The organism is Vibrio sp. 14G-20 (assembly GCF_026241515.1).
Taxonomy (GTDB): Bacteria; Pseudomonadota; Gammaproteobacteria; order Enterobacterales; family Vibrionaceae; genus Vibrio.
The window spans coordinates 14865-41328 of sequence record NZ_JAPHPW010000034.1; the positions used below are offsets into that span (position 1 = coordinate 14865).

At 44.7% G+C, this 26464-nt stretch carries 27 protein-coding genes; 9 read left to right on the forward strand and 18 right to left on the reverse strand.

The window, feature by feature from the left end; genetic code table 11:
* Positions 1-129: 129 nt before the first annotated feature.
* A complete protein-coding gene (tnpA, locus tag OQJ75_RS20675) occupies positions 130-543 on the reverse strand; it encodes an IS200/IS605 family transposase (RefSeq protein WP_265974379.1) in 414 nt (137 codons plus the stop codon).
* 242 nt (positions 544-785) lie between these two features.
* Positions 786-1223 carry a peptide-methionine (R)-S-oxide reductase MsrB gene (gene msrB, locus OQJ75_RS20680; RefSeq protein ID WP_019823761.1) on the reverse strand — a complete coding sequence of 146 codons (438 nt, stop codon included), beginning with the start codon at positions 1221-1223 and terminating at the stop codon, positions 786-788.
* Positions 1224-1542: 319 nt separating this feature from the next.
* On the opposite strand from msrB, the gene gap reads away from it, so the two are divergent.
* Both gap and OQJ75_RS20690 read left to right on the forward strand, forming a co-directional pair.
* Entirely contained in the window at positions 1543-2538 is a 996-nt protein-coding gene (gene gap / locus OQJ75_RS20685; protein WP_017630988.1) for a type I glyceraldehyde-3-phosphate dehydrogenase, read from the forward strand.
* 242 nt (positions 2539-2780) lie between these two features.
* Positions 2781-3665 carry a D-hexose-6-phosphate mutarotase gene (locus OQJ75_RS20690; RefSeq protein ID WP_265974380.1) on the forward strand — a complete coding sequence of 295 codons (885 nt, stop codon included), beginning with the start codon at positions 2781-2783 and terminating at the stop codon, positions 3663-3665.
* A 135-nt stretch (positions 3666-3800) separates the two neighbouring features.
* Here OQJ75_RS20690 and OQJ75_RS20695 read toward each other — a convergent pair whose 3' ends face one another.
* Entirely contained in the window at positions 3801-4769 is a 969-nt protein-coding gene (locus tag OQJ75_RS20695) for a nucleoside hydrolase (RefSeq protein ID WP_265974381.1), read from the reverse strand.
* Positions 4770-4974: 205 nt separating this feature from the next.
* On the opposite strand from OQJ75_RS20695, the gene rlmA reads away from it, so the two are divergent.
* The 4 genes from rlmA to OQJ75_RS20715 all read left to right on the forward strand — a co-directional run bounded on the left by rlmA (position 4975) and on the right by OQJ75_RS20715 (position 9476).
* Positions 4975-5790, forward strand: a complete 816-nt coding sequence (gene rlmA / locus OQJ75_RS20700) for a 23S rRNA (guanine(745)-N(1))-methyltransferase (RefSeq protein ID WP_265974382.1) — start codon at positions 4975-4977, stop codon at positions 5788-5790.
* Between the two features lie 75 nt (positions 5791-5865).
* Positions 5866-6825 (forward strand): ChaN family lipoprotein, encoded by a 960-nt coding sequence (locus OQJ75_RS20705; RefSeq protein WP_265974383.1) that lies wholly within the window; start codon positions 5866-5868, stop codon positions 6823-6825.
* Positions 6826-7063: 238 nt separating this feature from the next.
* Entirely contained in the window at positions 7064-7417 is a 354-nt protein-coding gene (locus OQJ75_RS20710) for a hypothetical protein (RefSeq protein ID WP_017630993.1), read from the forward strand.
* Positions 7418-7589: 172 nt separating this feature from the next.
* Positions 7590-9476, forward strand: coding sequence for a BCCT family transporter (locus OQJ75_RS20715; protein ID WP_239828828.1), 1887 nt, complete (start codon positions 7590-7592; stop codon positions 9474-9476).
* A 105-nt stretch (positions 9477-9581) separates the two neighbouring features.
* On the opposite strand, the gene OQJ75_RS20720 is transcribed toward OQJ75_RS20715, so the two are convergent.
* The gene (locus OQJ75_RS20720; protein WP_017059388.1) at positions 9582-10019 is read right to left on the reverse strand and encodes a YcgN family cysteine cluster protein; all 438 of its coding nucleotides are present in this window, start codon (positions 10017-10019) and stop codon (positions 9582-9584) included.
* A gap of 159 nt (positions 10020-10178) precedes the next feature.
* Between OQJ75_RS20720 and OQJ75_RS20725 the strand changes: the two genes are divergently transcribed.
* Together OQJ75_RS20725 and aqpZ are read left to right on the forward strand one after the other, a co-directional pair.
* Positions 10179-10427 carry a YkgJ family cysteine cluster protein gene (locus OQJ75_RS20725; RefSeq protein WP_017059389.1) on the forward strand — a complete coding sequence of 83 codons (249 nt, stop codon included), beginning with the start codon at positions 10179-10181 and terminating at the stop codon, positions 10425-10427.
* Positions 10428-10527: 100 nt separating this feature from the next.
* Positions 10528-11217, forward strand: a complete 690-nt coding sequence (aqpZ, locus tag OQJ75_RS20730; protein WP_248397420.1) for an aquaporin Z — start codon at positions 10528-10530, stop codon at positions 11215-11217.
* Between the two features lie 67 nt (positions 11218-11284).
* Here the strand turns inward: aqpZ and recR are convergent, their stop codons facing one another.
* The 7 genes from recR to OQJ75_RS20765 form a co-directional block, all read right to left on the reverse strand.
* The gene (gene recR, locus OQJ75_RS20735; RefSeq protein ID WP_019823189.1) at positions 11285-11884 is read right to left on the reverse strand and encodes a recombination mediator RecR; all 600 of its coding nucleotides are present in this window, start codon (positions 11882-11884) and stop codon (positions 11285-11287) included.
* Between the two features lie 77 nt (positions 11885-11961).
* Positions 11962-12291, reverse strand: coding sequence for a YbaB/EbfC family nucleoid-associated protein (locus tag OQJ75_RS20740; RefSeq protein WP_017062338.1), 330 nt, complete (start codon positions 12289-12291; stop codon positions 11962-11964).
* 152 nt (positions 12292-12443) lie between these two features.
* The gene (gene dnaX, locus OQJ75_RS20745; RefSeq protein ID WP_265974384.1) at positions 12444-14687 is read right to left on the reverse strand and encodes a DNA polymerase III subunit gamma/tau; all 2244 of its coding nucleotides are present in this window, start codon (positions 14685-14687) and stop codon (positions 12444-12446) included.
* A gap of 18 nt (positions 14688-14705) precedes the next feature.
* On the reverse strand, positions 14706-15251 hold the full coding sequence (apt, locus tag OQJ75_RS20750) for an adenine phosphoribosyltransferase (protein ID WP_265974385.1): 546 nt from the start codon (positions 15249-15251) through the stop codon (positions 14706-14708).
* A gap of 161 nt (positions 15252-15412) precedes the next feature.
* Positions 15413-15784 (reverse strand): YbaN family protein, encoded by a 372-nt coding sequence (locus tag OQJ75_RS20755; RefSeq protein WP_029225617.1) that lies wholly within the window; start codon positions 15782-15784, stop codon positions 15413-15415.
* A 74-nt stretch (positions 15785-15858) separates the two neighbouring features.
* Positions 15859-15996 (reverse strand): hypothetical protein, encoded by a 138-nt coding sequence (locus OQJ75_RS20760; protein WP_017067606.1) that lies wholly within the window; start codon positions 15994-15996, stop codon positions 15859-15861.
* A gap of 148 nt (positions 15997-16144) precedes the next feature.
* The gene (locus OQJ75_RS20765) at positions 16145-17248 is read right to left on the reverse strand and encodes a response regulator (RefSeq protein WP_265974386.1); all 1104 of its coding nucleotides are present in this window, start codon (positions 17246-17248) and stop codon (positions 16145-16147) included.
* 228 nt (positions 17249-17476) lie between these two features.
* On the opposite strand from OQJ75_RS20765, the gene OQJ75_RS20770 reads away from it, so the two are divergent.
* Positions 17477-18352: a LysR family transcriptional regulator gene (locus OQJ75_RS20770; protein ID WP_017067604.1), complete on the forward strand. Its 876-nt coding sequence runs from the start codon at positions 17477-17479 to the stop codon at positions 18350-18352.
* Positions 18353-18429: 77 nt separating this feature from the next.
* Here OQJ75_RS20770 and purF read toward each other — a convergent pair whose 3' ends face one another.
* The 7 genes from purF to OQJ75_RS20805 all read right to left on the reverse strand — a co-directional run.
* Positions 18430-19944: an amidophosphoribosyltransferase gene (gene purF, locus OQJ75_RS20775; RefSeq protein ID WP_265974387.1), complete on the reverse strand. Its 1515-nt coding sequence runs from the start codon at positions 19942-19944 to the stop codon at positions 18430-18432.
* Between the two features lie 34 nt (positions 19945-19978).
* Positions 19979-20470 carry a CvpA family protein gene (locus OQJ75_RS20780; RefSeq protein ID WP_004734165.1) on the reverse strand — a complete coding sequence of 164 codons (492 nt, stop codon included), beginning with the start codon at positions 20468-20470 and terminating at the stop codon, positions 19979-19981.
* Positions 20471-20531: 61 nt separating this feature from the next.
* Positions 20532-21104 (reverse strand): SPOR domain-containing protein, encoded by a 573-nt coding sequence (locus OQJ75_RS20785; protein WP_260809047.1) that lies wholly within the window; start codon positions 21102-21104, stop codon positions 20532-20534.
* A complete protein-coding gene (folC, locus tag OQJ75_RS20790) occupies positions 21105-22367 on the reverse strand; it encodes a bifunctional tetrahydrofolate synthase/dihydrofolate synthase (protein WP_265974388.1) in 1263 nt (420 codons plus the stop codon). It lies immediately after the preceding gene.
* A gap of 42 nt (positions 22368-22409) precedes the next feature.
* A complete protein-coding gene (gene accD, locus OQJ75_RS20795; protein ID WP_017062348.1) occupies positions 22410-23336 on the reverse strand; it encodes an acetyl-CoA carboxylase, carboxyltransferase subunit beta in 927 nt (308 codons plus the stop codon).
* A gap of 176 nt (positions 23337-23512) precedes the next feature.
* Positions 23513-24307, reverse strand: coding sequence for a tRNA pseudouridine(38-40) synthase TruA (gene truA, locus OQJ75_RS20800; RefSeq protein ID WP_004734161.1), 795 nt, complete (start codon positions 24305-24307; stop codon positions 23513-23515).
* 194 nt (positions 24308-24501) lie between these two features.
* The coding region (locus tag OQJ75_RS20805) for a FimV/HubP family polar landmark protein (protein ID WP_323054607.1) at positions 24502-26464 on the reverse strand (1963 nt) is incomplete at its 5' end.

Here is a 26464-nt window from a genome sequence, read left to right on the forward strand (position 1 = left end):
TTCATTTATAGTGTTCTTACTTAAGCTTCTTATTCACCTGCTTTCAAGTAAATTACCACCTTCTAAAGAAGGTGGCTTTGTGTGAGCCCCCTAAAAGGGGGCCTTTGTTTAGTCCAACGCCAGTTGCTGCTACTCCACGCGCTCTTTTTTCTCTTGATGTCTTACATAGCGTCGAATGATTTCTTCATTAACCCCTACGCTATCGACAAAATAGCCCCTTTGCCAAAAGTGGTTACCCCAGAGTTTGTTTCTCCTTAAATATGGAAATTTACTAAAGAGTTTTAAAGCTATTTTGCCTTTCAATACGCCCATCAACTTGGATATCGATAACTTAGGCGGAACTTTTACTACCAAGTGCACGTGGTCAACTTGAACGTTTAATTCAACGACTTCACATCCAAGTTGATTACAGTAAACGTTTATACATCGATAAACTTCTTTACCTACATTGTTTTTCAAAATCCTAAATCGATACTTTGGTGTCCACACTATGTGATATTGACATCTCCAAAATACGTGGGAAGCTTGATTATATCTGCTCATGTTATTTGTCCTCTTTGACTTCGCTAAAAATCAAGGGAGCATTTAACATGGGTAGAACTACAGGCAAAGCCAAACTGAATGATAACCACCTACTGAAGTAGGTGGTTTAGGGCTGAAAATAAAAACAGTTACCTTTTTGGTAGCTGTTTTTATTTGTACTAGAGTTAAATCTGAAATCTTGGGCGTTTCAGCATTCCTAAATCGACAAATGCGACCTGTAAGGATTAGACAATAGTTACAAGTTATTTCGTACTTTCGTCATTTTTGTTGAAAATTAACGACACTGAATTAACACAGAACCGTTCACCTGTGGTCTTCGGACCATCAGGAAAAACGTGACCTAAATGGCTATCACAGGCGGTACAACGGATCTCTACACGCTTCATTCCGTGACTTAGATCTTCTATATAGCGTACTGCTTCATCATTCACTGGGGCATCAAAGCTTGGCCAACCACACCCAGAGTCATATTTGTTATCCGACAGAAACAAAGGGCTTTCACAGCATGTGCAGCTATAGACGCCAGTCTTATGGTTGTGCAGTAACTTACCGCTATATGGGGCTTCAGTACCACGTTCACGACACACTGCAAATTCGTCGTCTGTTAAGCGTTCACGCCAGTATTCATCAGGCTTTATCATATTTCCTCCCTTTTGAATCACGTTAATATCTCTCCACATTCTCAGTTATTATATTTACTTTTTTCTATAAAGGCTTGCATATCAGTCGTTTTGTAGCACATACTTTCTCACCAGGAAACATTGTACATATACACTCATAAGTGAATCATCATTTAGGGGTATTTTACCCAACTGGAAGGGTACAGAGCCACTTGCAATGGTCAATTTTCAACCACTTACACCCAATTGTTAAGAAAAGCGTCGCTTTTTTTTGACATTAAACAAGTTAAGTCGGATTATCTATTGCAGATGTATACTGGATTCTGTAATTTTACTACCAGTTATCTTTAATCAGAAATTAAGTTGTGGAGCAACTACAATGACTATCAAAGTAGGTATTAATGGTTTTGGCCGTATCGGTCGTTTCGTATTCCGTGCAGCGCAAGAGCGCAATGACATCGAAGTTGTTGGTATCAACGACCTTATCGACGTTGAATACATGGCATACATGCTTAAGTACGACTCAACTCACGGCCGTTTCAACGGTACTGTTGAAGTTGAAGGCGGTAACCTAATCGTTAACGGTAAAACTGTACGTGTTACAGCTGAGCGTAACCCAGAAGAACTTAAGTGGGACGCAATCAACGTAGACGTTGTTGCTGAAGCTACTGGTCTTTTCCTAACTGACGAGACTGCACGTAAGCACATCACTGCTGGTGCTAAGAAAGTTGTTCTTACTGGTCCTTCTAAAGATGCAACTCCAATGTTCGTAATGGGCGTTAACCAAGCATCTTACGCTGGTCAAGACATCGTTTCTAACGCTTCTTGTACTACTAACTGTCTTGCACCTATCGCTAAAGTACTTAACGATAAGTGGGGCATTGAGTCTGGTCTTATGACTACAGTTCACGCTACTACAGCAACTCAAAAAACTGTAGATGGCCCTTCTGCTAAAGACTGGCGCGGTGGCCGTGGTGCTTCTCAAAACATCATCCCATCTTCAACTGGTGCTGCTAAAGCTGTAGGCGTTGTTCTTCCAGAACTAAACGGCCTTCTAACTGGTATGGCTTTCCGTGTACCAACTGCTAACGTATCTGTAGTTGACCTAACAGTTAACCTAAAAGAAGCTGCATCTTACGAAGAAATTTGTGCTGCAATGAAAGAAGCTTCTGAAGGCGAAATGGCTGGCGTTCTAGGTTACACAGAAGACCAAGTTGTTTCTCAAGACTTCATCGGCGAAACTCAAACTTCAGTATTCGATGCTAAAGCTGGTGTTGCTCTAACTGACAAATTCGTTAAAGTTGTATCTTGGTACGACAACGAAATCGGTTACTCAAACAAAGTTCTAGACCTAATCGCTCACATCTCTAAGTAATCTCTTTTTAGAAATAGCTTTAGATAAGCATTAGCGAAGACTGTTTTGAGCAGACTTTGAAAAAGGCGACCTTAGTGTCGCCTTTTTAATACCTGCTATCTTTTAAACCGCGTCTATCTAAGTTTACCGAGATAGCCAAACGCAAAATTCAATTCTAATACTGACTCTTGCTTGTTAATCATGAGAGTACAAGCACCGCTCTAGTCAGCATTTGAATTCAATTTCCTTAGAAGGATCATGTAATGGATTTATCAACTCTACCTGCACTGGCTGTACTTTCTGACAACGTCACTATCGTTGAACACGAAGGTGTAAAACTGGTTCGTGTTATCCACGATAAAGCAAACGCAGCGATTTCACTGTTTGGCGGCCATGTTGTGTCGTTCCAACCACAAGGCCAAGAAGACCTGATTTGGATGAGCCAACAAGCTAAATTCGATGGAAAAACAGCACTGCGCGGTGGTATTCCAGTATGTTGGCCTTGGTTTGGCCGCATTGCAGCTCCTGCACATGGCTTTGCTCGCTCAAGCGAATGGCAATTAGTTGAGCACCGCGAAAGCGAAGCTGGTGTGATTGTAAGCTTAGTCCTAAAGCCTAGTGAAGAGACGCTGGCAGTATGGCCTCATCAGTTCGATGCGCGTTTAAATGTTGAGATTGGCGATGAGCTAAAAGTAACATTAGATGTGAAGAATACAGATTCTCAACCATGGACTTTCTCTGGTGCGCTGCACACTTACCTAAACGTTGGCGATATCTACAATACAACGACCACAGGTATGGGCGCTGAGTACATTGATAGCCTACAAGGTGGCAAAATCTGCCAAGGTGGTTCTGAACTTGTGCTAACGGATACGATTGACCGTGTTTACACTCAGCCAGAAGCGCAAATCTTTGTTGCTGACAAGAAGCTGGATCGCACTCTAACAGTTGAAAACCACGGCCATAACTCTGCAGTACTGTGGAACCCGTGGGCGGAAGGCGCAACCAGTATGGGCGACATGCAAGACGACGGTTACCTAACCATGCTATGTGTTGAATCAACACTGCACGCACCAAGCCTAGAAGCAGGCAAAACGTTACAGCCAGGCGAAAGCCACCAGTTGATTACGGTGATTGCTGCTCAGTAACCAGTTTGGTAAGTAGTTCAGTAACGAATTAAGTACAGTAATACACATTAAAGGCCGGTTAACCCCGGCCTTTTTTATAGCTGTTGAGTACCCAGTACCATAGGATTAGAACTATCGAGTACTAAATGGCAAGGCTTAGCTCTGTGAATATTGAACTAACGTTTTTCTATAGAGTGCCAACAGCGCCGTGTCGTCTACTTTGACACCTACTTTTTGTGCAGGGAACGAACTCCATTCATCGTTCATATAACTACGTTGGTCGCTTTTTTGAATCGTCATACCTTCCGCAGGGCCATCCGTGACAACCCTAACGGCACCACTTCGACATTCAAACAAAGAAGGTTGGATAACATAAGCAATCGCTGATGGATCATGAACATGACACCCTTCCATTCCCACTTTTTCGGAATAGAACTTTAAATAGTAACGGCTAACATCCCAGACGAACTGCCCGACCTCTCCAGCATTATCCCTTAAATCATCAAGGTATTGGCGAGTAAAAAAGCTCTCCTCAGTAACATCAAGACCGATAATTACAACAGGCCATGAGGCAGTAAATACCTTGTCGGCAGCATGAGGGTCATCGTGAATATTAGCTTCAGCAAATGGAGTCACATTACCTCTGTGGTCATTTTCACCAAATGCACCGCCCATAATGACCACTTCCTTTACTAAGTCGACGATTTCAGGGTCCGCTTCCAGAGCAAGCGCAAGGTTAGTAAGAGGGCCTACAGCCACAAGAGTGATCTCTCCCGGTTCAGCTCGAACACTGTCGATAATGAACTGATAAGCCGGCTTTTCAATCGCTGTAAACTCTAGCGAACTTGGCGCTTTCACATCACCAAACCCTGCTTCGCCATGCACCACAACCGTAGCTCCAACGGGATCTCTAACCAAGGGCTTATCAGTACCCTTTGCTACAAGTGCCTCCATACCAAATTTCTGCTTCAAATAGAGTGCATTCTGAGTACCGTTGTCTATCGTCGCATTACCATAAACCGTAGTAATGCCCATTAGCTCAATCTCAGGGTGAGCCTCTGCAAATAGGATGGCCATTGCATCATCGATGCCCGGATCTGTATCTAGGATGATTTTCTTTGTCATATCAGCTTCTAATTAAACAGTAGGGAAAGGTAGACGATACCCAGAAAAAACGGAGATAAACGTGACCTAAACCTAAGCTATGATTTTTATTATGATAAGCCGTAAAATCACCACTCTAATGACTGGTCTTCTTGGCTTTTTTATTTAGCCTGATGCTGACCTTTTTGATAGAATCTGCGCCCAACTATATGCCTCTGAGATCGTCATGACTTACCAATGCCCTTTGTGTCACCAACCTTTATCTCAACACGATCGTACGTTTAAGTGTGAAAAGAACCATCAGTTCGACCTAGCGAAAGAAGGCTATGTCAATTTGATGCCAGCACACCACAAACGCTCAAAAGATCCTGGTGACAACAAAGAGATGATGCAGGCACGTCGTCGCTTCCTTGAAGGTAACCATTACGATCCAATGCGCCAATCAGTCGTCGGTTTATGCTCAAGCTACCTGCCAGACACGGATCCTAGCCTGTTGGATATTGGCTGTGGCGAAGGGTATTACACCAACGAAATCGCGTTGAATCTTCAAAATAATAACGGTGCGATTTTTGGCTTAGATATTTCTAAGATTGCTATCAAATACGCCGCTAAGCGCTACCCTGCTGTCGACTTCTCAGTTGCCTCTAGCCATCGCCTACCCTTTGCTGAAAGCAGCTTAGATGGCATTCTGCGCATTTACGCGCCATGTAAGGCTGAAGAGCTGCAACGCACCATCAAAGATAATGGCGTCGTGATCACCGTGACACCAGCCAGTCGACACCTATACCAACTGCGTGATGCTATTTATGACGGCGTTCGCTTGCATGACGAAGATCCAGAAGTGATCGAAGGTTTTACGCTTGAGCACCAAGAGCAACTAAACTATATGATGGAACTATCGGGGTCAGATGCATTCGACCTGCTACAGATGACGCCGTTTGCTTGGAAAGCGACAGAGGAGTTTAAACAACAACTCACCGAAGCTGAGCAATTCAACTGTGAAGCGGACTTTATGCTGAGAGTGTATCGCAAACAGATTTAACTGATATTGATTATCGTTTGCATTGAAATGTCATCTTGCCTCCTTTAATATGCGTGTTCTTCAAGGAGGCATTTCATGCAACGTATTATTCTTATCGGATTAGCTACCCTGCTTACAGCTTGTGCTAATCAACCTTCAAACAGCACTTCTCAACAAGTGGCTAACACGCAAGCGGAAACCGTTTCCACATTCTATGATTACCAGTTTGCTTCTCCACAAGGTGAAACGCTTTCTCTCAATGCTTTACCCGAGCAGCTGATTGACGCTGATGTGGTTCTTATTGGCGAATGGCACACTCACTCGGCAATTCACCGTTTCCAAACCGACTTCTTAAAAGCTCGCCGCAACGCAACATCAAACATTGCGCTTTCAATGGAACAATTCACTCGAGAACATCAAGGTACCCTGAATCAATATCTAAATGATGAGATTGGTGAACAGGTTCTTATCTCTCAAGCTGCTGCATGGCCAAATTACGAAAGTGATTACCGTGCATTAGTTGAGTTCGCAAAAGCGAATGATTTAGATGTTATCGCAGCAAACGCTCCAAAGCCTTTCGTTCAGTGTATTGGCCGTAAGGGATTGCCTTACCTAGAGCAGCTTTCTTCAGAACAGCGAGAGTGGGTTGCGACTGAGGTTAATATTGGCGATAGCCCTTACAAAGAAAAGTTCATGGCTTCCATGCATCACGGTACGCCAGAGCAAACAGAAAAGCAGTTTGCCGCTCAGGTTACGTGGGACGAGACCATGGCTGAATCAATCGTTGATTACCTGGCATCGAACCCAGATAAGCAAGTAATTCATGTAGCGGGTAAGTTCCACACAGAAGGTGGTTTAGGCACGGCGGCTTCGATTCTACGTCGTAACCCTGATCTAAAAGTGGCAGTTATCAGCCCGGTTGCTGAGTTCTCACCGGATACTACGGATTACCAACTAAAAGTACTTTCTCCACCGGCGCGCTTTGTTCAGAAAGAGAATCGAATGAAAGCATACAAGCACCTATCTAAGCGTGGCGCCGATCTTAAGTGCGATTAAACTCGCGAGTCAGACTTAAGCGTATTTAAGTTTAAGTCTGACACCTTAAGAGTTTGCTCAAAAACGCTCCAAGACAAATATAAATATCGGCATAGGAATTGCTTAAATACCAAGCAGTTTTGATTAAGCAGAAGAAAATATAATGTGCGAATAAAAAAACATCACTATCGATGATTAATTGCACAAGTTTTTCACACCTCTGCCGATACTATATTTAAGGATAGGTAAGGAGAGCGATATGACGCCAGTAGGAACGAGTAACACTCAGCTGTATTCACCTTCGCAAATGAACACACAAACCAAGAGTACCGAAGCTGAAAAGCCCGCCCCTCTTAAGGTTGAGCAAAATACCGTTAAGCTCTCTGATGAGGGCAAAGCCCTATTATCTGCTCTTAAAGAAATCGATAAAGAAGCGAAGAAAATCGAAGCAGAAAACGAAACCGTGACCGATAAGGTTGAGTCATTTGCTCATGGCGCTCTAGGTATGGATCACCCAGACAAGATCGAAGAAGAAGACGATGGTTCTTATTCAGCAGGGCAATACCTGTCCGCAGCGGCAACCGTTGGTGGCATTCTTCTCGCTCTGATATAACATTCCGCTCGCTCTATACTATCCCTTCCACTGCCCTCTTTTGCATTGGCACTTCACGCCTTGCCTATTACTTTTTGCCAAAAGCAATTTGTCGTCACGACAATAGACCCGATTTGTTCTAAAAAACGAGTTCACTTCATAATTCCTCTCTCATTTTAATGGAATAATACTCGTGAAAAACACTTTTGAGCTTATTGATAAGCCAACCTTCTTTGGTGCTATTGCACTCCTACTCACGATAGTTTTCCCGCTCATTTTGTTCCCAACTCAGGGCGCAGACTGGATTGCGGTTGCGAAAACATTCATGACTGATCAACTAGGATTTCTATATCTTGCGCTAGGTCTCGCGGCTTGTGCATTTATGGTTTACGTTGTGTTCAGTGATATGGGACAGATTAAACTGGGCGAAGCTGATGAAGAGCCTGAATTCAAAACGGCATCATGGGCAGCAATGCTATTTTGTGGTGGTATCGGGGCAAGTATCCTGTACTGGGGCTGTATTGAGTGGGCTTACTACTACCAATCACCTCCTTTCCAACTAGAGCCGGGCAGTGAAGAAGCGGTTCGTTGGGCAGCAACTTACGGCTTGTTCCACTGGGGACCAATTGCTTGGTCTATCTACCTAATCCCTGCAATTCCTATTGCTTACTTTTTCTATGTGCGTAAACAGCCTGTTCTAAAGATCTCTAGCGCGTTAATGCCGGTTCTTGGTGAGCACCGCAGTAAAGGCGTACCTGGAAAAATCGTCGATATCCTATTCATTTTCGGTCTACTTGGCGGCGCAGCGACAACATTAGGTTTAGCCGCTCCTCTTATTACTGAAGGTCTGAATCACCTATTCGGTCTACCTAAAAACAACCTAACGCAAGTGATGGTACTTTTAGTTTGTACTGCGATTTTTGCTTACTCTTCTTATGCTGGATTGGAAAAAGGCATCAAGATTCTAAGTAATATCAACTTCTGGGGTGCGATGGGTCTGTTGGTTTTCGTACTGATTGCGGGTCCAACTATTTTCATGCTTGAAACCGGCCTAGATTCAATTGGTCGTCTACTGTCTAACTTCTTCGTGATGGCGACATGGGCGGAACCATTTGGTGGCTACGGTACATTTGAAAACACCCACTTCCCACAAGACTGGACGATTTTCTACTGGGCATGGTGGCTAGTATTTGCACCGAGTATGGGTCTGTTTGTTGCGCGTATTTCTCGCGGCAGAACCATTAAACAAATGGTGTCAGGTTCTATCTTCTTTGGTTCACTGGGTTGTTTCTTGTTCTTCATGATTCTAGGTAACTACGGCTTATCACTTCAGCTTTCTGGTGAGCTAGATGTGGTTGCTATCCTGAATGCAGAAGGCGCAACCAAAGCAATCTTCTCGATGCTAGCGCAGTTGCCGATGAGCACTCTAGTTATCGCAGTATTCACTTTGCTTTGTATCATCTTTACAGCAACGACATTTGACTCTATCTCATACATCCTTGCGTCTGTAGTTCAGAATAATGTGACTGAAGAACCAATGCGTTGGAACCGTATGTTCTGGGCATTCACTCTGTCGTTCTTACCAACGATTCTGATGTTCTTGGGTGGCCTAAGTACACTACAAACCGCAGCAATTGTTGGTGGTTTACCGCTATTGGCTATCTCTGTGATGCTGATGATCTCTGCAGTTCGTGCAACTAACCTCGACCTACGCCATCAAGACGCATACATCGAACCAACGATTAACATCGAAGAACTGCCAGACATGGATCCATGGTCTGCAGAAGGTATGGCGTTGGCTCAATTTGAGAAAGAAAGAGACGCTGCGCAAGAAGCCGCAGAACTTGAGCGTGTTGCTTATACAGAACTTGCCGCAGTGAAGAAAGAAATTCGCGCTTATGTGTTAGAGCAAGGTTCACAAATGGAGACTCACGAGTTACCAGAGAACCTACAACAAGCACTTGAGCAGGCCGAGAGTAATCTTAGTGCCGCACAAGCGAAAAAGATCGAGTTATCTGAGCAAGCTCAGAATGCTCGTATCACGTTCAATCAGGTGGTTGCAGACTTACCGCTTGCTTGACATTAGCCATGACGCAGTCCATTGATTTGGACCCTCCTAAATACGACAAAGGCTCACAGAAATGTGAGCCTTTTTTTATTCGGGTCATTTGCTACTAATCAGCAACTAACGGTTCGGGTGGTTCAGGATGTGGTCCTCCCAATCGACAACATCAATTTCATATACCACTTTGTTGCGTACGCTTTCACCAGCTGCATGCATCTCTGTTTTTGATCCAGTGATCAATGGGTGCCATTCTGGGATCGGCTTAGATTCTGATAGAAGACGGTAAGCACAAGTGTCTGGTAACCAATGAAACTCATCGATCTTGTCACGAGTTAGCTTCAAACACTCTTCACCTGAAGTGAAGCGGTTTGGGTAATCTTTACATGAACATGTTTTGTCGTTTAACCAGCTACACGCGACATTGGTGTAGTACACTTCATCGCTATCTTCATCCATTAGCTTATGCAGGCAACACTTACCACAGCCGTCACACAGTGATTCCCACTCATTCTCGGTCATCTGCTCTAGTGTTTTTTCTTGCCAAAATGGATTCGTCATAGGATTACTTCTTACTCTTTTACTGGGGTGCGTGTTATACCGCTAGCCCATAAAAAGTTCAAGGATAATAATTGTTCATTCTTTGATCCAATCAATAGCTGTCACTCCCATTATTTTTTGCTACTATCGCGCACCCTGTTATTTAGTGAGTTTAATTTGATGGAATGTCGTTTAGGTTGTGGAGCTTGTTGTATCGCTCCAAGTATTACATCTGCTATTCCTGGAATGCCTAATGGCAAGCCTGCAGGCGTGCGCTGCATTCAATTAAATGAACAAGATCTGTGTAAATTATTCGGTCAACCTTCACGCCCGAAAGTGTGCCATCAGTTCAAAGCCTGCCCTGTCATTTGTGGTAAGACCGACCAAGAAGCTCTTGATAACCTGATCGAATTAGAAGCAATTACCTAAGCGTATTTACCCTTTTCTACCTCCTATATGCCCAAGATTTCACAAAGTTGCGAAATCTAAACTATCTTGTTGATACTGGTACAGATTAATAAGGATCGTTATGAATAGGTATATCGCAGAAATGTTTGGTACGTTTTGGTTGGTGTTGGGTGGTTGTGGTAGTGCCGTCTTAGCCGCTGCTTTTCCCGATGTGGGAATTGGCTTGCTCGGAGTCTCTCTTGCCTTTGGTTTAACAGTGCTGACCATGGCTTTCGCTATCGGTCATATATCCGGTTGTCACCTCAACCCTGCTGTTACTATCGGCCTTTGGAGTGGCGGACGCTTTGATGCCAAAGATGTCGCACCTTATATTATTGCCCAAGTGATTGGCGGTATTATCGCAGGTGGCGTGTTATTTGTGATTGCTTCAGGCCAAGCTGGCTTTGATGCTACGGCGTCAGGATTTGCTTCCAATGGTTATGGTGAACACTCACCGGGCGGCTACTCGCTCACAGCGGCTCTCGTTTGTGAAGTGGTCATGACCATGGTGTTCCTATTCGTGATTATGGGCGCGACTGATTCAAAAGCACCTGCTGGGTTTGCACCTATCGCAATTGGTCTTTGTTTAACCTTAATCCACCTTATCAGTATCCCTGTAACGAATACTTCTGTGAACCCCGCTCGAAGTACCGGCGTGGCTGTATTTGTCGGTGATTGGGCTGTTTCGCAACTATGGCTATTCTGGGTTGCTCCAATCATTGGTGCCGTGATTGGCGCGATGATATACAAAGCAGTGAGAGGGTCAGATTAAGCTCGAAAAAAACGTCTAAAGCAATAAAAGAAAAAGCCGCTTGGTGAATCATCACCAAGCGGCTTTTTTAGATCTTATGACGACCGAGTAATGAGTGCGAAAGCGTGGTGCCATCCACCAGCTCTAGCTCACCACCAACGGGAACACCATGAGCAATACGGCTTGCGTTCACTTCATGGGCATTACATAGCTCAGCAATGTAGTGCGCTGTTGCTTCCCCTTCAACTGTCGGGTTGGTCGCTAGGATTACTTCAGAGATATCACCACGTCGTAAGCGGTAGTCCAGCACATCGAGACCGATATCACTTGGACCAATACCATCAAGTGGTGAAAGGTGACCCATAAGAACAAAGTAACGACCAGAATATTGGCCAGTTGCTTCGATAGCTGCAATGTCTGCAGGGCTCTCTACTACACAGATTTGACCATTTTCCTGACGTTTAGGATTGGTACAAATGTGGCAAGTATCTTCTTCAGTAAAAGTACGGCACTCATTACAGTGACCAATTTCGGTCATTGCTTGGCTAAGAGCTTCAGCCAACTGTAGGCCGCCTTTTCTATCGCGCTGTAACAAATGAAAGGCCATACGCTGCGCCGACTTGGGGCCAACCCCAGGTAGACAACGTAAGGCCTCCATCAAATGCTCCAGCATATGACTGGTACGCATATTTAACCGTTCTAATTTTCAAGTAACGATCTACTCAAGATAAACCGCAGCTTGAATAAACCTTTAGAAATAGTTTCTTAGAAAGGCATCTTCATACCTGGTGGAAGTTGCATTCCGCCAGTTACGCTAGCCATTTTCTCTTTTTGAGTTTCTTCAACGCGACGAGCCGCATCGTTGAAAGCAGCAGCGATAAGATCTTCAAGCATCTCTTTATCGTCTTCCATTAGGCTTTCATCGATATCAACACGGCGAACGCTGTGGCTACCAGTGATCGTTACTTTTACAAGGCCAGCACCTGACTCACCTGTAACTTCCATATTTGCGATTTCTTCTTGAAGCTTTTGCATGCGCTCTTGCATTTGCTGGGCTTGCTTCATCATGTTGCCCATACCGCCTTTACCAAACATGTTAATACTCTCTGGTCTAATTGGTTTATTAAAATTAATTAAGCTATACGAGCTTAAATGGGGGTTAAAGCAGTGTGATTCAACCCCTCGATGCTCAGTTCTCAGATTTGCTTATCTGGGATGATATGCCGATCACTAAACGAGAAAACGTTCTAGATAGGACGAACGCTGTCTCTGTCGAGTTCAGCGGCAAAACGTCTTTCAATGAACTGTACGTTGGCATCGTTTTCTAAAGCGGTAAACGCGTCTTTCAACTTACCTTGATACAATCTTTCTCGTAATTCTAGTGGCGTTTCTCCACCATCACCGATTTCAACACTCAAATGACACTCTTCTCCGAGCACAGTATTGAGCGACTGTAATAGTTCACTCTGTGCGCGGTCCGTATTCAAGTGAGCTTGGCTCGCTCTTAACGTTAAAGTGATTGACGTATCGTTTTTAGCAAACACTGAGTTCAATGCTAACTGTTCAACAAGCTTGGCTGTCTCTAGTTTTTGAATCGTGGCGGACCAGTCATCTTGAGCAATCGACTCTTGAAGCAATTTATCGACCATTTCTGGTGTCTTAATATGCTCTAACGCACGCTTGATCTGAGTAGGTGTAAGCTCTTTGCTCACCTCTTTCACTACAGGTTTAGACGGTTTCCAGCGATAAGGTTCATTATCATTGGTTACCTTTTCTGCAGAAGAGGCAGATAAAGAAGCTGGCGACACCCGCTCAGAGCCACCGTGTTGCTGAGCAACTCGGTCAAGAACTGAAGTTTTAGCTGGTGTCGCTTTAGCCTTTTTTGGCGCTGACCCTTTGTTTTCCGGTGCCGCACTGCCTCTGCGTTGAGAGCGCAATTGGTGGCGTAAACCACTTACAGGCGAAGTTGCACGCGCAGACTGCTCTTGCGAAACGGGAGGAGCAGAAGGTGCAGCGCTTGGCTGTTGAACCGGACTCTGGTTCTGATAATTCGGTTGTTGCTGCTGAGGCTGCTCTGCACCGTAGCTTGGACGCTCATCATAAGCAGGTGGTGCATCATACTGGCTATGCGGGTAATCCTGTTCTGGATAACCTTGGTTGCCTGAGTGTTCAGCATAACCTTGCGAATCTGAATACTGTGTCGGATTCTGCTGCGGAGCCTGTTGTACGGGTTGCTGCTGCATAGCTTGCTGTTGAGACGCCTGTTGTTGCATCTGAGGCTGTCTAGGAGCTGCCATTGGCGCAGGTTGACTCACGGGTTGAGCAACGCTCTGAGCCTGATTCTGAGCTGTAGGAGCTAGCGCTGGGCTTGTCGACTGAGTCGAGATTGCCGTTGCTACGTTTTGCTCCGCAGGTCTGAATGCCAACATGCGTAAAACTACCATCTCAATACCAACACGAGCGGTTGGCGACAACGGTAAGTCTTCGCGACCTTTCAACACGATTTGGTAGTAAAGCTGAATGTCTTGAGGACTTAACGCTTTGCTCAGCAGTTCCAACCTTTCAGCATCAGGCTGGGCCTTGTCTAAAGTAGACGGCAGAGCTTGATACATCGCCAAACGGTGTAATTGAGTCGCAAGTTGACTCAGCAATCCATCCCACTCAACGCCATTTTCAGCAAGAGCTTGAATACAAGCCATCGCTTGCTGTGGCTGCTTACTGCTAATCGCTTCAAGCAAGTGGATAGCTTGGTCGGTATCCAGAGTTCCGAGCATATGAGCAACAGTGTCTGTTACGACATTGCCATTACCCAATGCGATCGCTTGGTCAGTAAGGCTTAGCGCATCACGCATACTGCCATCAGCAGCATGAGCAATCATTCCAAGTGCACGAGACTCAGATGTCACATCTTCTTGATCAAGAATATGATCGAGCTGCTCGTGAATATTATCAACGCTGATCGGCTTAAGGTGGAACTGCAAACAACGCGACAAGATAGTCACTGGAAGCTTCTGTGGATCCGTTGTTGCGAGCAAGAATTTCACATACTCAGGCGGCTCTTCTAACGTCTTTAGAAGCGCGTTGAAACTGTGCCTAGAAAGCATGTGTACTTCATCGATAAGGTAAACCTTGAAGCGACCACGTGCAGGCTTGTACTGAACATTGTCCAGAAGCTCGCGGGTATCTTCTACCTTTGTACGTGATGCCGCATCGATCTCTAGCAGGTCAACAAAGCGACCTTCATCGATCTCTTTACAGGTTGCACATTCACCACAAGGGGTTGAGGTAATGCCTGTTTCACAGTTGAGTCCCTTAGCAAACAAACGGCCGATGGTCGTTTTACCGACACCTCGTGTACCGCTGAACAGGTATGCATGGTGCAACCTATTCTGACTAAGGGCATTCTCTAATGCTGTTAAAACATGGGCTTGACCAACCACTTCTTTAAATTTGGTTGGTCGCCATTTTCGCGCTAACGCAAGATAGCTCATGAATAATTCCGAAAAGGATTAGTGACCGTCGAATTCGCAGATGCTAAACACTTCTAGACCTAAGCCTTGTAAGCGCTTATCACCACCGATTTCTGGAAGGTTAATAACAAATGCAGCGTGTTCTACCACACCACCTAGCTGACGAATCAACTTTGTTGTTGCTTCAATCGTACCGCCCGTTGCTAGCAAATCATCAACCATCAACACTTTATCCCCTTCAACGATAGCGTCAGTATGGATTTCTAGCGTATCTGTGCCGTACTCAAGTTCATAAGATTGTGCCACAGTTTCACGAGGCAGCTTGCCCGGTTTACGAACAGGGATAAAACCAACACCTAGCTCTAGTGCCAAAGGCGCACCAAATAGGAAACCACGAGCTTCAGTACCAACGATCTTAGTAAAGCCCATGTCCTTGTAGGTTTCCGCTAGCAGGTCGATAGTCGCTTTGTAAGCTACTGGATCTTCCATCAAGCTTGTTACGTCACGGAACAAAATACCCGCTTTAGGGTAATCAGGAATGCTTTTGATGCTTGCTTTGATCAGAGAGATTTTTTCTGTGTTCATAATCTTATGCACTTCATTAGGCCGCTTTCCAAACTCTCGTTAACGAATCAAACATCAACGCTCGGAATTAAGGAAAGGTACGATTGGTATTCATTGCAACGAGAGTCATAACTCTGATTGCTGAAATAATAAACGCCCGCTATACAAGCAGGCACACTGGCTTAATGGTAGTGATTTTCTTTGCTGTCAGCAACCAACTCATGGGTTGGAAGTCGCATAAACCATGTGAGAAGAATAACAAGTACGCAAATTAGGAAAGCCTTGACCCAAATGATAGGGGCAAAGTAGATAGATAACGCAAAACTCAACAAGATAAAGAATACACCACGCGTTTTAACTTGTTTGGTGACGGCACCGTGTTGATACCAATTATTCAGCAAAGGACCCAGCGTTTTGTGCTCATGCATCCATTTATGAACTTTCGGATTGCTTCGCATGAAGCATGCGCTGGCAAGAAGGAGAAAAGGAGTGGTTGGCAGAACGGGCAAAACTATCCCTAGAACTGCGAGAAATATACAGAGGCCACCAGCAATATTGAGGCTTAAAACTCGAACGCTAATTGTGGCCTCCTTGAGTTAGCTATCACCAGTCGGCGACGACAGCTTAACTAGAATGTTGCGTAACCATTGAATACACGGATCAACGTAAGTGTTGCTGGTAGCAATGGAATCATTAAAAATGCGGCTAAAAATCCTAAAAAGTAGAATACATTAAACGGGTCTTGAAAGTCTTTGTTATCTGCCATGATTGCTTCTTGTTTTTGTTAGTAAAGGTAAGTATCTGGCGAACCAAACCCGCTTTGCTAAATCGACATTTAACAAAAAAGGCATAGCCACACCATTTGCGCAACTATACCTTAATCAATTATTCACAAAAACCGAGGAAATATAGGGTTAATCAGTAGACCCTTGGTGTATGTCTAAACTAAAATTTGCCGACCCAAGTAAGCTTAACGAAAGTTGGCAGCCCTGTTCGATCGGAAGGTCCCGCGTAATAAAGTTCTTCTTACAGTTCTCGCCCAAGCGCTCACCCGCTGCAATATGTTGATTCAATTCACCATTCGACCATTGCCCATCTAAACCCGCAGGCAAAATGGATATGGTTCCCTCAGCAAGGTCGGCAACACCAAACAAGGCATTCACTGGGGTGGAACATTTAGAGCAACGAATCCCCTTCTCTAAGATCTCAGCAATATCTTTGAGATCAACATTAAAATCTTTTCTGTTTCTTATGTAATCGTGGAACAGCGCTCTCACCAACAATGTTGTCGCAGAGCCGCCATTATCGGAAGACGATGAATCGACGAGGTAAAAAGCAAACTGTCCATTCATCATCCACGCATAGTCAAACACAAGTGGCATCATCTCTGTTGATTGCAGTAAACGGTAACTGCAACGCCATGAGCCTTGTCGCGTATCTTTCTCTGGAAGCAGCGCATGCAGTAAGTCTTTTGCTGCGCTTGGGTTATCTTGAAGGTAATTCAGGTGCCAATGCAGTTCTTGGTCTTCAGGGATCTCTCCCCCATCATCCACACAGAACCACTGGCTCGAAAAATCTCGTTGGTCTGAAATGTTATCGAACGAATCTGTCAATGTATTTGCAATCGCACTTCCTAGGTGACCATGATCCTCTAACGGTTTCGCTAAAAAGTCTTTAATGCCAAATCGCAAGGCTTTCGCCACATCAGACATGTCATCAGTGCCAGACACAACGATCATAGGCAGTGACGGGTACTCTAAACTGAGCTCTTCCACAAGCTCGATGCCATCAAGTATCGGCATTGATAAGTCACACACAATTAAATCTGGCGCTGAGTCTCTAAGCTTCTGCAGAGCGTCCAGTCCATTTTCAGCCTCAACCACTTTATAACCAATCTTGTCTAAATACGCGCTGGTTATACGGCGAAAAATAGGATCATCATCAACCAACATCACGCATTTTTGGTTAATTACTTCCTGAGCCGAGGTCATTACTGGCTGACTGTGAGTTTTGTACATAATCTATAACCTCACAAAACTAAGTCGAATTATTATTGTTATCTGTTCTAAGAACTAATATAAAACTTAGTAATAAAATGCTAAATACACAAATTTGCACTCTTTACTGGTAATTCGTGACGAGGGTTGGAATACTGGTAAATAGTGCAACGAGTTGACGTAACGCAAACATTGATCTCACTGTTACGTATAAATTAGATGAGATTGTAAACAAATGTGTCTGGATTTATGAAATTAGATGATTTAAACCTCTTTCGACTCGTCGTTGAAAATGGGAGCTACACCGCAACATCGCGCAAGACTATGATTCCGGTTGCGACCATCACACGACGCATCCAAGCCTTAGAAGATTCTTTGAACCTTAGGCTTCTCAATAGACACGCGCGTAAACTTTCTTTAACAGAGGCAGGCGAACGTTTCTTCAATGAATGCTCTCCGCTGTTGCAACGTCTCTCTTCTACTGCAGAAGAGTTAACTGACGTGTGCAAAGGCGCTTCCGGTAAGATTCGTATTACGGCACCCTCAAACCTGACCAAGCGCATGATGATGCCAATGTTCAGTGAATTCATGACTCAATACCCTGATATCAATATTGAGCTGATGATGAACAACCAAGCGGATCAGCTGGATCCAACTGAGTGGGACGTCATTTTCAGAGTCGGTCCACAACGTGATTCAAGCCTAATCGCTCGCAAAATCAGTGAAGTCAAAGATATTCTGATCGCGAGCCCTGAGTACTTAGCGAAGAACCCAGCTCCAAGCCATGCTGAAGAACTAGCAAACCATTCACTACTCAAAGGCTACCCGCTGATTAAGTGGCAGCTGAGTAATTCGAATGAAGAGACTGTGGTAAATAGCGAGAAAGGTCGTTTTAACGCCAATGCGCTTAATGTCGTGAGGCAAGCGTGCTCAGAAGGCCTAGGTATCACCCTAATGCCTGATGTGATGATCCGTGAATACATTGAAGATGGCAGCTTGGTACAAGTCTTAGAAGACTGGAGTGCTAACCCTCGTGATATTTATATGCTTTATAACCACAAAGACCACCTGCCAGAGAAAGTTAGATTGTTTATCGATTTTGTGATCGCATACCACATTCACTAAGGTTCAATCCCCTTCCCCGCAAACAAAAAACCAGAGCCGATGCTCTGGTTTTTTATTACTCATTTTTTATGAGTACGCTAAGCGCCTTCGTTATGTAACTCTAGGTTAGCAAGATCTTGTTGAATCTCACGCTCAACCTTTGAATCGTCATTACGTAAAGAATCTAGGAAATCTAGGTACGCTTGGTCGATATCGCCCGTTACATACTCGCCGTTGAATACTGAAGTATCAAAACGAGAGATGTCTTGATTACCCATACCTACAGCAGAGATTAAGTCTGGTAGCGTTTGGAAGATCAAAGCATCTGCGCCAATCTGTTTACAAATCGTTTCGTTGTCACGGCCATGAGCAATAAGCTCAGTAGCGCTTGGCATATCGATACCGTAAACGTTCGGGAAACGAACCTCTGGAGCAGCTGAAACCATGAAGACTTTGTTTGCACCAGAATCACGAGCCATCTCAATGATCTGCTCTGATGTTGTACCACGAACAATCGAGTCATCAACCAATAGAACGTTCTTACCTTTAAACTCAGAACGAATCGCGTTTAGTTTACGGCGAACCGACTTCTTACGTTGTTGCTGACCAGGCATAATAAACGTGCGACCAACGTAGCGGTTTTTCACGAAACCTTGACGATATGGCTTATCGATCGCTTGAGCAATTCGTAGCGCGATATCATTTGATGTTTCAGGAATTGGAATAACCACGTCAATGTCTAGGTCTGCGTACTCTTCTTTAATACGCTTACCTAGCATCTCACCCATCTCAACGCGAGCGCTGTAAACCGAGATTTTGTCGATGAATGAATCAGGACGAGCAAAATAAACAAATTCAAAAATACATGGGTTTAGTTGTGGGTTGTCTGCACATTGTTTAGTGAAAAGCTCACCATCGAATGTTGCGTAGATAGCTTCACCAGGAGCAACATCGCGCATAAAATCAAAACCAACAGCGTCTAACGCTACTGACTCAGACGCAACCATGTACTCTGTTTTACCTTCAACTTCACGCTTACCAAGACACAGTGGACGAATGCCATACGGGTCACGGAATGCGATCATACCGTGGCCGATGATCATTGCCGTTACTGCGTAAGCACCACGAATCGTGCGGTGTACATTAGATACAGCACGGAAAACATCATCAGAAGTCACGTTACCTTTAACGGTATCGATCTCATGAGCCAATACGTTCAGTAGAACTTCAGAGTCAGACGTTGTGTTTACATGACGACGGTCTTTTTCGAACAACTTCTCACGAACTTCGTTTGCGTTCGTTAGGTTGCCGTTGTGAGCCAATGTGATGCCAAAAGGCGAGTTTACGTAGAAAGGCTGAGCTTCCGACGCGCTTGAGCTACCTGCTGTCGGGTAACGAACATGGCCAATACCAACGTTACCTTGGAGGCGTTGCATGTGTTTTGCTTCAAAAACATCTTTTACTAAACCGTTCGCCTTACGTAGACGGAAACGATTGCTTTCTATGGTACAAATACCAGCGGCATCTTGGCCACGATGCTGCAATACCGTTAAAGCGTCATAAATAGACTGGTTTACAGGTGTTGAACCCACGATTCCAACAATACCACACATGTCCTAATCCTCGATTTTTCGACATTAACTGGCGCTAGAGCGCGCCAGATAAGAAACTAGATGTTGCTTGTAAATGCTCGAAGAATGGCGCAATGATTCGGCTAAACTCCGGAACCAACTGCGAATTCTCCCACCACTCAGAACTTGGGAATGCAGTAAACGCATCCATGAAAAACAACACTGCAGAAACAATCAAAACACCACGTAAGCCGCCAAAGACGACACCGAGGATTCTGTCTGTACCTGACAGGCCTGTTTTCTGAACTAGTTGACCGATGACATAGTTAACTAAGGCACCAACAACTAACGTTGCAACAAACAATGCTGCTATCGCAGTTCCGTTTCGAAACATCTCATCTTCGATATTGGTGAAGTACATCGCTAATTTAGCGTAGTACTGGCTAGCAATGAAAAATGCTCCAAACCAAATTACGAGTGACAAGGCTTCTTTAGCGAAACCACGAACTAAACTGATCACGGCAGAGAAGCCGATCACGCCTAAAATGACAAAATCTAACCAATTCATGAATTCTTCATCTTAAGTTGGCGCGCATTTTAACAGAAAAAATGCTGACGCAAACGTTTTCTTATGGATTTAACGGTTTAAACTTGAGCAATTGGCCTTTTGAACCCGTAATTTTTTCTAATTCCTTAATTTGTCGCTCAAGTTTGGATTTAGACACATCCGGGCCAATAATTACTCGCGTAAAAGTTTTTTCTTGCTTGGTGTGAGCTTGATAACCACGCTTCTGTAAATCCTTAACAACGTTTTTTGCGTTGTCAGCATTCTTTAAAGCCATCAATTGAATGATCCAAGCGCTGTCTTGGTATTCATTTTTTTCCGGTACCGGCTTAACCACCACTGCCACTTTGTCTGCTTCTTTTTCAGAAACCGACGCCGTTTGCGTATCTGAATTATCATCAACACCGCTTTCGACCACTCGCTCAACCGGAGAGTCCGGTAGCGCTATCTGATCTTCAACGGGATCGAGTACTTCAAACACTTCAACATTACTATCAAGCTCAGGCTTAATCGGAATGCTTGCAAACTCTTCTTTATAGTGGAGCTTCTTACCATCTAACACATCGGGTAATACAATCACGCCAATGGCCACTAAAATGATGGTGCCGACTAATCGGCTTTGGAATTTACTTGCCATTTAGTTTCCTTTTTTCTGCCAATGCTCCAAGACTTCGCCTACGGTATGGAAAGAGCCGACCACCAACACAACATCGTCGCCTTGAACAGAGGCCAAAGCCGCTTCAAACGCTGCGACAGGGTTTGAATACTGCTCTACGCCTTGAGGTAGGCTTTGACACAATTCAGCCGCTGTTGCTGCGCGAGGGCCTTGCAACGAAGCTGGATACCAATGTGTTGTGATAGGGGCTAATACTTCCAATGTCGCTGGAATATCTTTGTCATGAAGCATAGCGACTACAACGTGTAAATTTTTGCCTGCGTATTGCTTCGTTACTTGCTGCGCAAAGTACTCGGCTGAATGTGGGTTGTGTGCCACATCAAGAACAATCACAGGTTGATCGCTAATTTGCTGCATACGTCCTGGAAGCTGCGCATTCTTCATACCATTAACGACATTCACATCACTGATGCTAAGTTCTGAAGTGCCCAATGCCATCAACGCAGTTGCTGCGTTTGGTAGCGGTAGGCTTGGAATAGGCAGCGACTCTAGTTGGAATGCACCACTGCGCCAGTTCCACGTATCACCGTCAACATCATAAGTGTATTGAATACCGACTTGGTAGAACTCAGCCTTAATGTCATCAGCGTGCGCTGCAACCGTAGCCGGTGGCTTGGGTTGACCACAGATAGCTGGTTTACCGCTACGATAAATGCCCGCTTTCTCAAAGCCAATCACATTGATGTCATCACCTAGCCAGTCAACATGGTCGACAGCCAAGCTCGTAATTACAGAAACATCATGCTCAACGATATTGGTCGCGTCTAAACGCCCGCCCAAACCCACTTCTAAAAGCACAACATCAACCGCTTCAGTTTGAAATGCACGTAATGCCGCTAAAGTGCCATATTCGAAAAAACTCAGGCTGACTTCGCCACGCTCTTTCTCAATGAAATCGAAAGACTGAACCATCTTTTCATCAGATAGATCTTTGCTGTTGATGCGAACACGTTCGTTATAGCGAATTAAGTGAGGAGAGCTGTAGACACCAACTGAGTAACCAGCGTCCAATAGAATCGCTTCCATCAGTGCACATGTTGAGCCTTTGCCATTGGTTCCGGCAACAGTAATAACATGTTGAGCAGGTTTGGTGAGGTTTGCCTTAGAGGCGACGGCCTGAACTCGGTCTAATCCAAGATCAATAGCGCTTGTGTGGATGTTTGATAAATAATCAAGCCACATCTCCAAAGAGGATGTGGCTTGAGGAATAGGTTGTTGACTCATCTAACTCATAACCATAATAAAGTTGGTTTGTTAGAAGGTACTTTACCCTTTTTCTGGCGCTTCTGGTACTTCATAAGTAGCTTCATTCGGTGAATCGTTCACAGAAACTACTAATGGTGAAGGCTGGTTGGTCATTTTAGCAACAAGGCTTGCAACGCGCTGACGCATCTCACGACGGTCAACGATCATGTCGATAGCACCGTGGTCTAGTAGGAACTCACTGCGTTGGAAACCTTCAGGAAGGTCTTCACGTACCGTTTGTTCGATTACACGACGTCCAGCAAAACCGATCAGTGCTTTTGGTTCACCAATGTTGATATCGCCAAGCATTGCCAAACTTGCAGAAACACCACCCATTGTTGGATCAGTCATGACTGAAACAAACGGTAGGCCTTTCGCAGATAAACGCTCAAGCGCAGCACTGGTTTTCGCCATTTGCATTAGAGACATCAACGCCTCTTGCATACGAGCACCACCACTTGCAGAGAAACACACTAAACCACAGTTGTTCTCGATAGCAGCATCTACCGCTTTCACGAAACGAGCACCAACAACAGAACCCATTGAGCCGCCCATGAATGAGAATTCAAAAGCACACGCTACGATAGGTAAACCCAATAGTTCGCCTTTCATTGCAACTAATGCGTCAGTTTCACCACTGTTCTTTTGAGCAGCAGAGATACGTTCTTTGTAACGCTTAGAGTCTTTAAACTTCAGCTTGTCTTGTGGCTCAAGATCAGCACCTAGTTCAACACGCTCACCTTTGTCTAGGAATGTATCCAGACGACGACGTGCTTTCATGCGCATGTGATGGTCACATTTTGGACATACTTCTAGGTTACGCTCTAGTTCAGCATGGTACAGAACCTGCTCACAAGAAGTACATTTAGTCCAAACACCCTCAGGGATAGACGCTTTACGAGATGTTACGATGTTGCTTTTTTCTAAAATCTTTTCAAGCCAACTCATGGAAGACCTTTTTGTTTCGATTCTTCCGCTTGATTGCGAAAGAAATAAATTTGGGAATTATGCGTGGGAATTAAAGCACATAAAACAGCGACTGTAGATAAAAAACTGGTTGTACCTATTTTCTGGGACTATCTTACGCACTAAACCGTAATAATTTTTGAACCTAAGTCTCACATTTAGTTCAAATTATCCGGCAAAAATAGAGGACCAATTGGCTCTCGTGGTAGCTCAAAATGTTCAGGATAATCAACATCCACCAGATACAAACCTTCCGCTTTTGCAGTTGCGCCGGCTACTTTTCGATCTTTAGCTTCTAAAAGCCACTGGATCCACTCTGGTTTCTGCTCACCTTTACCTACGGCAATAAGGCTACCAGTAATATTCCTCACCATGTGGTGAACAAACGCATTCGCTTTAATATCGATCACAATGTAGTGTCCATGACGAGTCACGTTCAAGTGAATCATGTTTCTCCATGGGCTACGAGATTGACAGTGTGTTGCTCTGAATGAAGTGAAGTCGTTCTCGCCTAACAAGTACTGACCCGCTTCATGCATTTTTTTCTCATCCAGATGACCATGGTAATGGCTCACACCTGAATTCAGAATACCTGGGCGTAGAGCATGGTTAAAGATAATGTAGCGGTAACGGCGTGCAGTCGCTGAGAAACGAGCATGGAAATCTTCATTCACTTCTGTCGCCCAACGAACCGCAATATCTTTTGGCATGTTGGCATTCGCGCCCATTGTCCATGCCACCATTTTACGATCGACATTAGTTTCAAAGTGAACGACTTGTCCCGTACCGTGAACACCGGCATCTGTACGACCTGCGCACATAACTTCTACAGGGTGATTCGCGACAACTGAAAGAGCCTTTTCCAATTCTTCTTGGACACTTTTCACGTCTCGTTGGCGCTGCCAACCAAAGTAGTGGGTACCGTTATATTCAATACCTAAAGCAATTTTCATGTTCTTGTTCTCTTTGAAAATGGGCGAGAAGTATATACGGAAATCAGTGCTAGCCCAAATAGGATGGGGCTAAAACTTCAATAAACAATCAGCATCGACCGAGACGATGCTGTTGAAAAACCAAATCAAACGATAGCGCTCTGTATTGCCTTAAAAAAAAGGGTAGCCAACGCTACCCTTTCTGATTTTTAAATTTATCGACCGTTTAACGTATCGATAAGATTTTTTGCCTCTCGACGAATATCATCGCTGCCGTCAACAATTGCCTCTTCTAGAAGCTTAATTGCCCCTTGCGAGTCACTCATCTCGATGTAGATTTTGGCCAAATCAAGCTTACCCGCAGCTTCTGCATTGCTGTCGACATCATAATTGCCAATATCACCGATAACATCAGGGAATTCGTTTAGACCAACATCCAGTTTAAGCTCTTCATCGTCTGGATTAATGACTTCTTCACCTTCTTGCTCGACTTGAGCCATCAGTTCATCAATCGTCATGTATTGCTTGTCACGACCGTTGCCTGATTCGGTTAGGTTGTCTTGCTGCCCCCAATTCTCTTCTTTGATCTTCGGTTCAGCTTGCTGTTCAGCCGACGCCCAAATCTCTTGTTGATCATCAGGCACATCATTATGCATGCTCGATTGTTGCTCTGGCGCTAGGTTAAAGCCTTTCCAGTCTTCACCGCCAACTTCAAGCATGGCATCAATATCTAGCCCTGCACTATCAATCGATGTTGCATCCAGTGGCTTATCGAACATGTTGTCGACAGAGTCTTGAACATCTTCAGAAAGTAACTCAGCTAGTGCTGTCTCATCAAAGTCATCAAAGCCTTCTAATGGCTCGTCTTGAATCGCTGCAGGCGCTGAGTTTGGCTCTGAAACCGCGCTCAGTGATTGTTCTGGCTGTGTAAAACCAGCCGGTTCAGAGTCTTCAGCATCCGATAAATCATCAGCATGACTGAAGCTCTGCGGATTAGAGAACAAATCGTGTAACGCATCTTGCTCTTCGCCTTGTGGGCTGAAAGAGGTTAGCGGTGTTGGCTTCTCAGCAAATGCATCGGAGATCGCTTCGTCTTCACCGTATTCCGGTAAATCAAACTCATCAAACTCTACGCCTTGATCTTCCGCCACCGGCTCAGCATTGCTTTGCTCAATATCATCTAAAACAGAGTCCGCTTTGGCGCTTTCTTCATCGTACTCCGGAAGGTCAAGGTCATCGAACTCGAACTTCTCGGTGTCAGGTGCTAAGTCTTGCTCTAGCTGCGCTTCATCAGGCCCACTCACCACTTCAGCTAGTGCATCTTCTTCACCGAACTCAGGCAGCTCAAAATCATCAAACGAGAACTCTTCTTCGCTTTCTGGTTTCGCAGTTTCAGCCTGTGGTGCAGCATCTAGTTGAGGCTCAGCGGTAGGTTGCGATTCAACACTTGATTGAGAGTCTATAGCAGGCGTTGCTGGCTCTGGTGTTGATTCAGCATCAGCTTCCGCTAGTGCGTCTTCTTCACTAAACTCTGGTAACTCGAAATCATCAAACGAAAACTCTTCGTCGCCTTGCCCCTGAGCTTTAACTTGGGCTTCAGTTTGAGGTTCAACACTTGGTTGAGCATCAATAGCTGGCGTTACTGGTTCTGGTGTTAATTCAGCATCAGCTTCCGCTAGTGCGTCTTCTTCGCCAAACTCAGGTAACTCGAAATCATCAAACGAAAACTCTTCGTCGTCTTGAACCTTAGCTTCAGCTTGAGGTTCAACATCTAATTGAGGCTCAACAGCAGGTATTATTGGTTCAGGTGTTGCTTCAGCATCTGCTTCCGCCAGTGCGTCTTCTTCACTAAACTCTGGCAATTCGAAGTCATCAAACGAGAATTCTTCTTCGCCTTCTTGTCCTAGAACTTCAGCTTGTTCTGTTACTTCCGCTTGTGGTGTAGCTTCAACTTGCGGTTCAACGTCTAATTTAGGTTCAACAACAGGTGCTACTGGCTCTGGTGTTGCATCAGTCTCTGCTAATGCTTCTGGTTCAGACGTCTCATCTTCAATCAGCCAATCGTCGTCTTCTGGTACGCCGAATTCATTTGGAATGATTTCCGGCATATTTGCTGCACGAACTGGCTCTGGCTCTGGCTCTGGCTCTGGCTCTGGCTCTGGCTCTGGCTCTGGCTCT

Bases quoted from the DNA above. Each gene is read 5' to 3' on its own strand.
- tnpA (WP_265974379.1), bottom strand. From the start codon at position 543: ATGAGCAGATATAATCAAGCTTCCCACGTATTTTGGAGATGTCAATAT.
- msrB (WP_019823761.1), bottom strand. From the start codon at position 1,223: ATGTGGAGAGATATTAACGTGATTCAAAAGGGAGGAAATATGATAAAG.
- gap (WP_017630988.1), top strand. From the start codon at position 1,543: ATGACTATCAAAGTAGGTATTAATGGTTTTGGCCGTATCGGTCGTTTC.
- OQJ75_RS20690 (WP_265974380.1), top strand. From the start codon at position 2,781: ATGGATTTATCAACTCTACCTGCACTGGCTGTACTTTCTGACAACGTC.
- OQJ75_RS20695 (WP_265974381.1), bottom strand. From the start codon at position 4,769: ATGACAAAGAAAATCATCCTAGATACAGATCCGGGCATCGATGATGCA.
- rlmA (WP_265974382.1), top strand. From the start codon at position 4,975: ATGACTTACCAATGCCCTTTGTGTCACCAACCTTTATCTCAACACGAT.
- OQJ75_RS20705 (WP_265974383.1), top strand. From the start codon at position 5,866: ATGCAACGTATTATTCTTATCGGATTAGCTACCCTGCTTACAGCTTGT.
- OQJ75_RS20710 (WP_017630993.1), top strand. From the start codon at position 7,064: ATGACGCCAGTAGGAACGAGTAACACTCAGCTGTATTCACCTTCGCAA.
- OQJ75_RS20720 (WP_017059388.1), bottom strand. From the start codon at position 10,019: ATGACGAATCCATTTTGGCAAGAAAAAACACTAGAGCAGATGACCGAG.
- OQJ75_RS20725 (WP_017059389.1), top strand. From the start codon at position 10,179: ATGGAATGTCGTTTAGGTTGTGGAGCTTGTTGTATCGCTCCAAGTATT.
- aqpZ (WP_248397420.1), top strand. From the start codon at position 10,528: ATGAATAGGTATATCGCAGAAATGTTTGGTACGTTTTGGTTGGTGTTG.
- recR (WP_019823189.1), bottom strand. From the start codon at position 11,884: ATGCGTACCAGTCATATGCTGGAGCATTTGATGGAGGCCTTACGTTGT.
- OQJ75_RS20740 (WP_017062338.1), bottom strand. From the start codon at position 12,291: ATGTTTGGTAAAGGCGGTATGGGCAACATGATGAAGCAAGCCCAGCAA.
- dnaX (WP_265974384.1), bottom strand. From the start codon at position 14,687: ATGAGCTATCTTGCGTTAGCGCGAAAATGGCGACCAACCAAATTTAAA.
- apt (WP_265974385.1), bottom strand. From the start codon at position 15,251: ATGAACACAGAAAAAATCTCTCTGATCAAAGCAAGCATCAAAAGCATT.
- OQJ75_RS20760 (WP_017067606.1), bottom strand. From the start codon at position 15,996: ATGGCAGATAACAAAGACTTTCAAGACCCGTTTAATGTATTCTACTTT.
- OQJ75_RS20765 (WP_265974386.1), bottom strand. From the start codon at position 17,248: ATGTACAAAACTCACAGTCAGCCAGTAATGACCTCGGCTCAGGAAGTA.
- OQJ75_RS20770 (WP_017067604.1), top strand. From the start codon at position 17,477: ATGAAATTAGATGATTTAAACCTCTTTCGACTCGTCGTTGAAAATGGG.
- purF (WP_265974387.1), bottom strand. From the start codon at position 19,944: ATGTGTGGTATTGTTGGAATCGTGGGTTCAACACCTGTAAACCAGTCT.
- OQJ75_RS20780 (WP_004734165.1), bottom strand. From the start codon at position 20,470: ATGAATTGGTTAGATTTTGTCATTTTAGGCGTGATCGGCTTCTCTGCC.
- OQJ75_RS20785 (WP_260809047.1), bottom strand. From the start codon at position 21,104: ATGGCAAGTAAATTCCAAAGCCGATTAGTCGGCACCATCATTTTAGTG.
- folC (WP_265974388.1), bottom strand. From the start codon at position 22,367: ATGAGTCAACAACCTATTCCTCAAGCCACATCCTCTTTGGAGATGTGG.
- accD (WP_017062348.1), bottom strand. From the start codon at position 23,336: ATGAGTTGGCTTGAAAAGATTTTAGAAAAAAGCAACATCGTAACATCT.
- truA (WP_004734161.1), bottom strand. From the start codon at position 24,307: ATGAAAATTGCTTTAGGTATTGAATATAACGGTACCCACTACTTTGGT.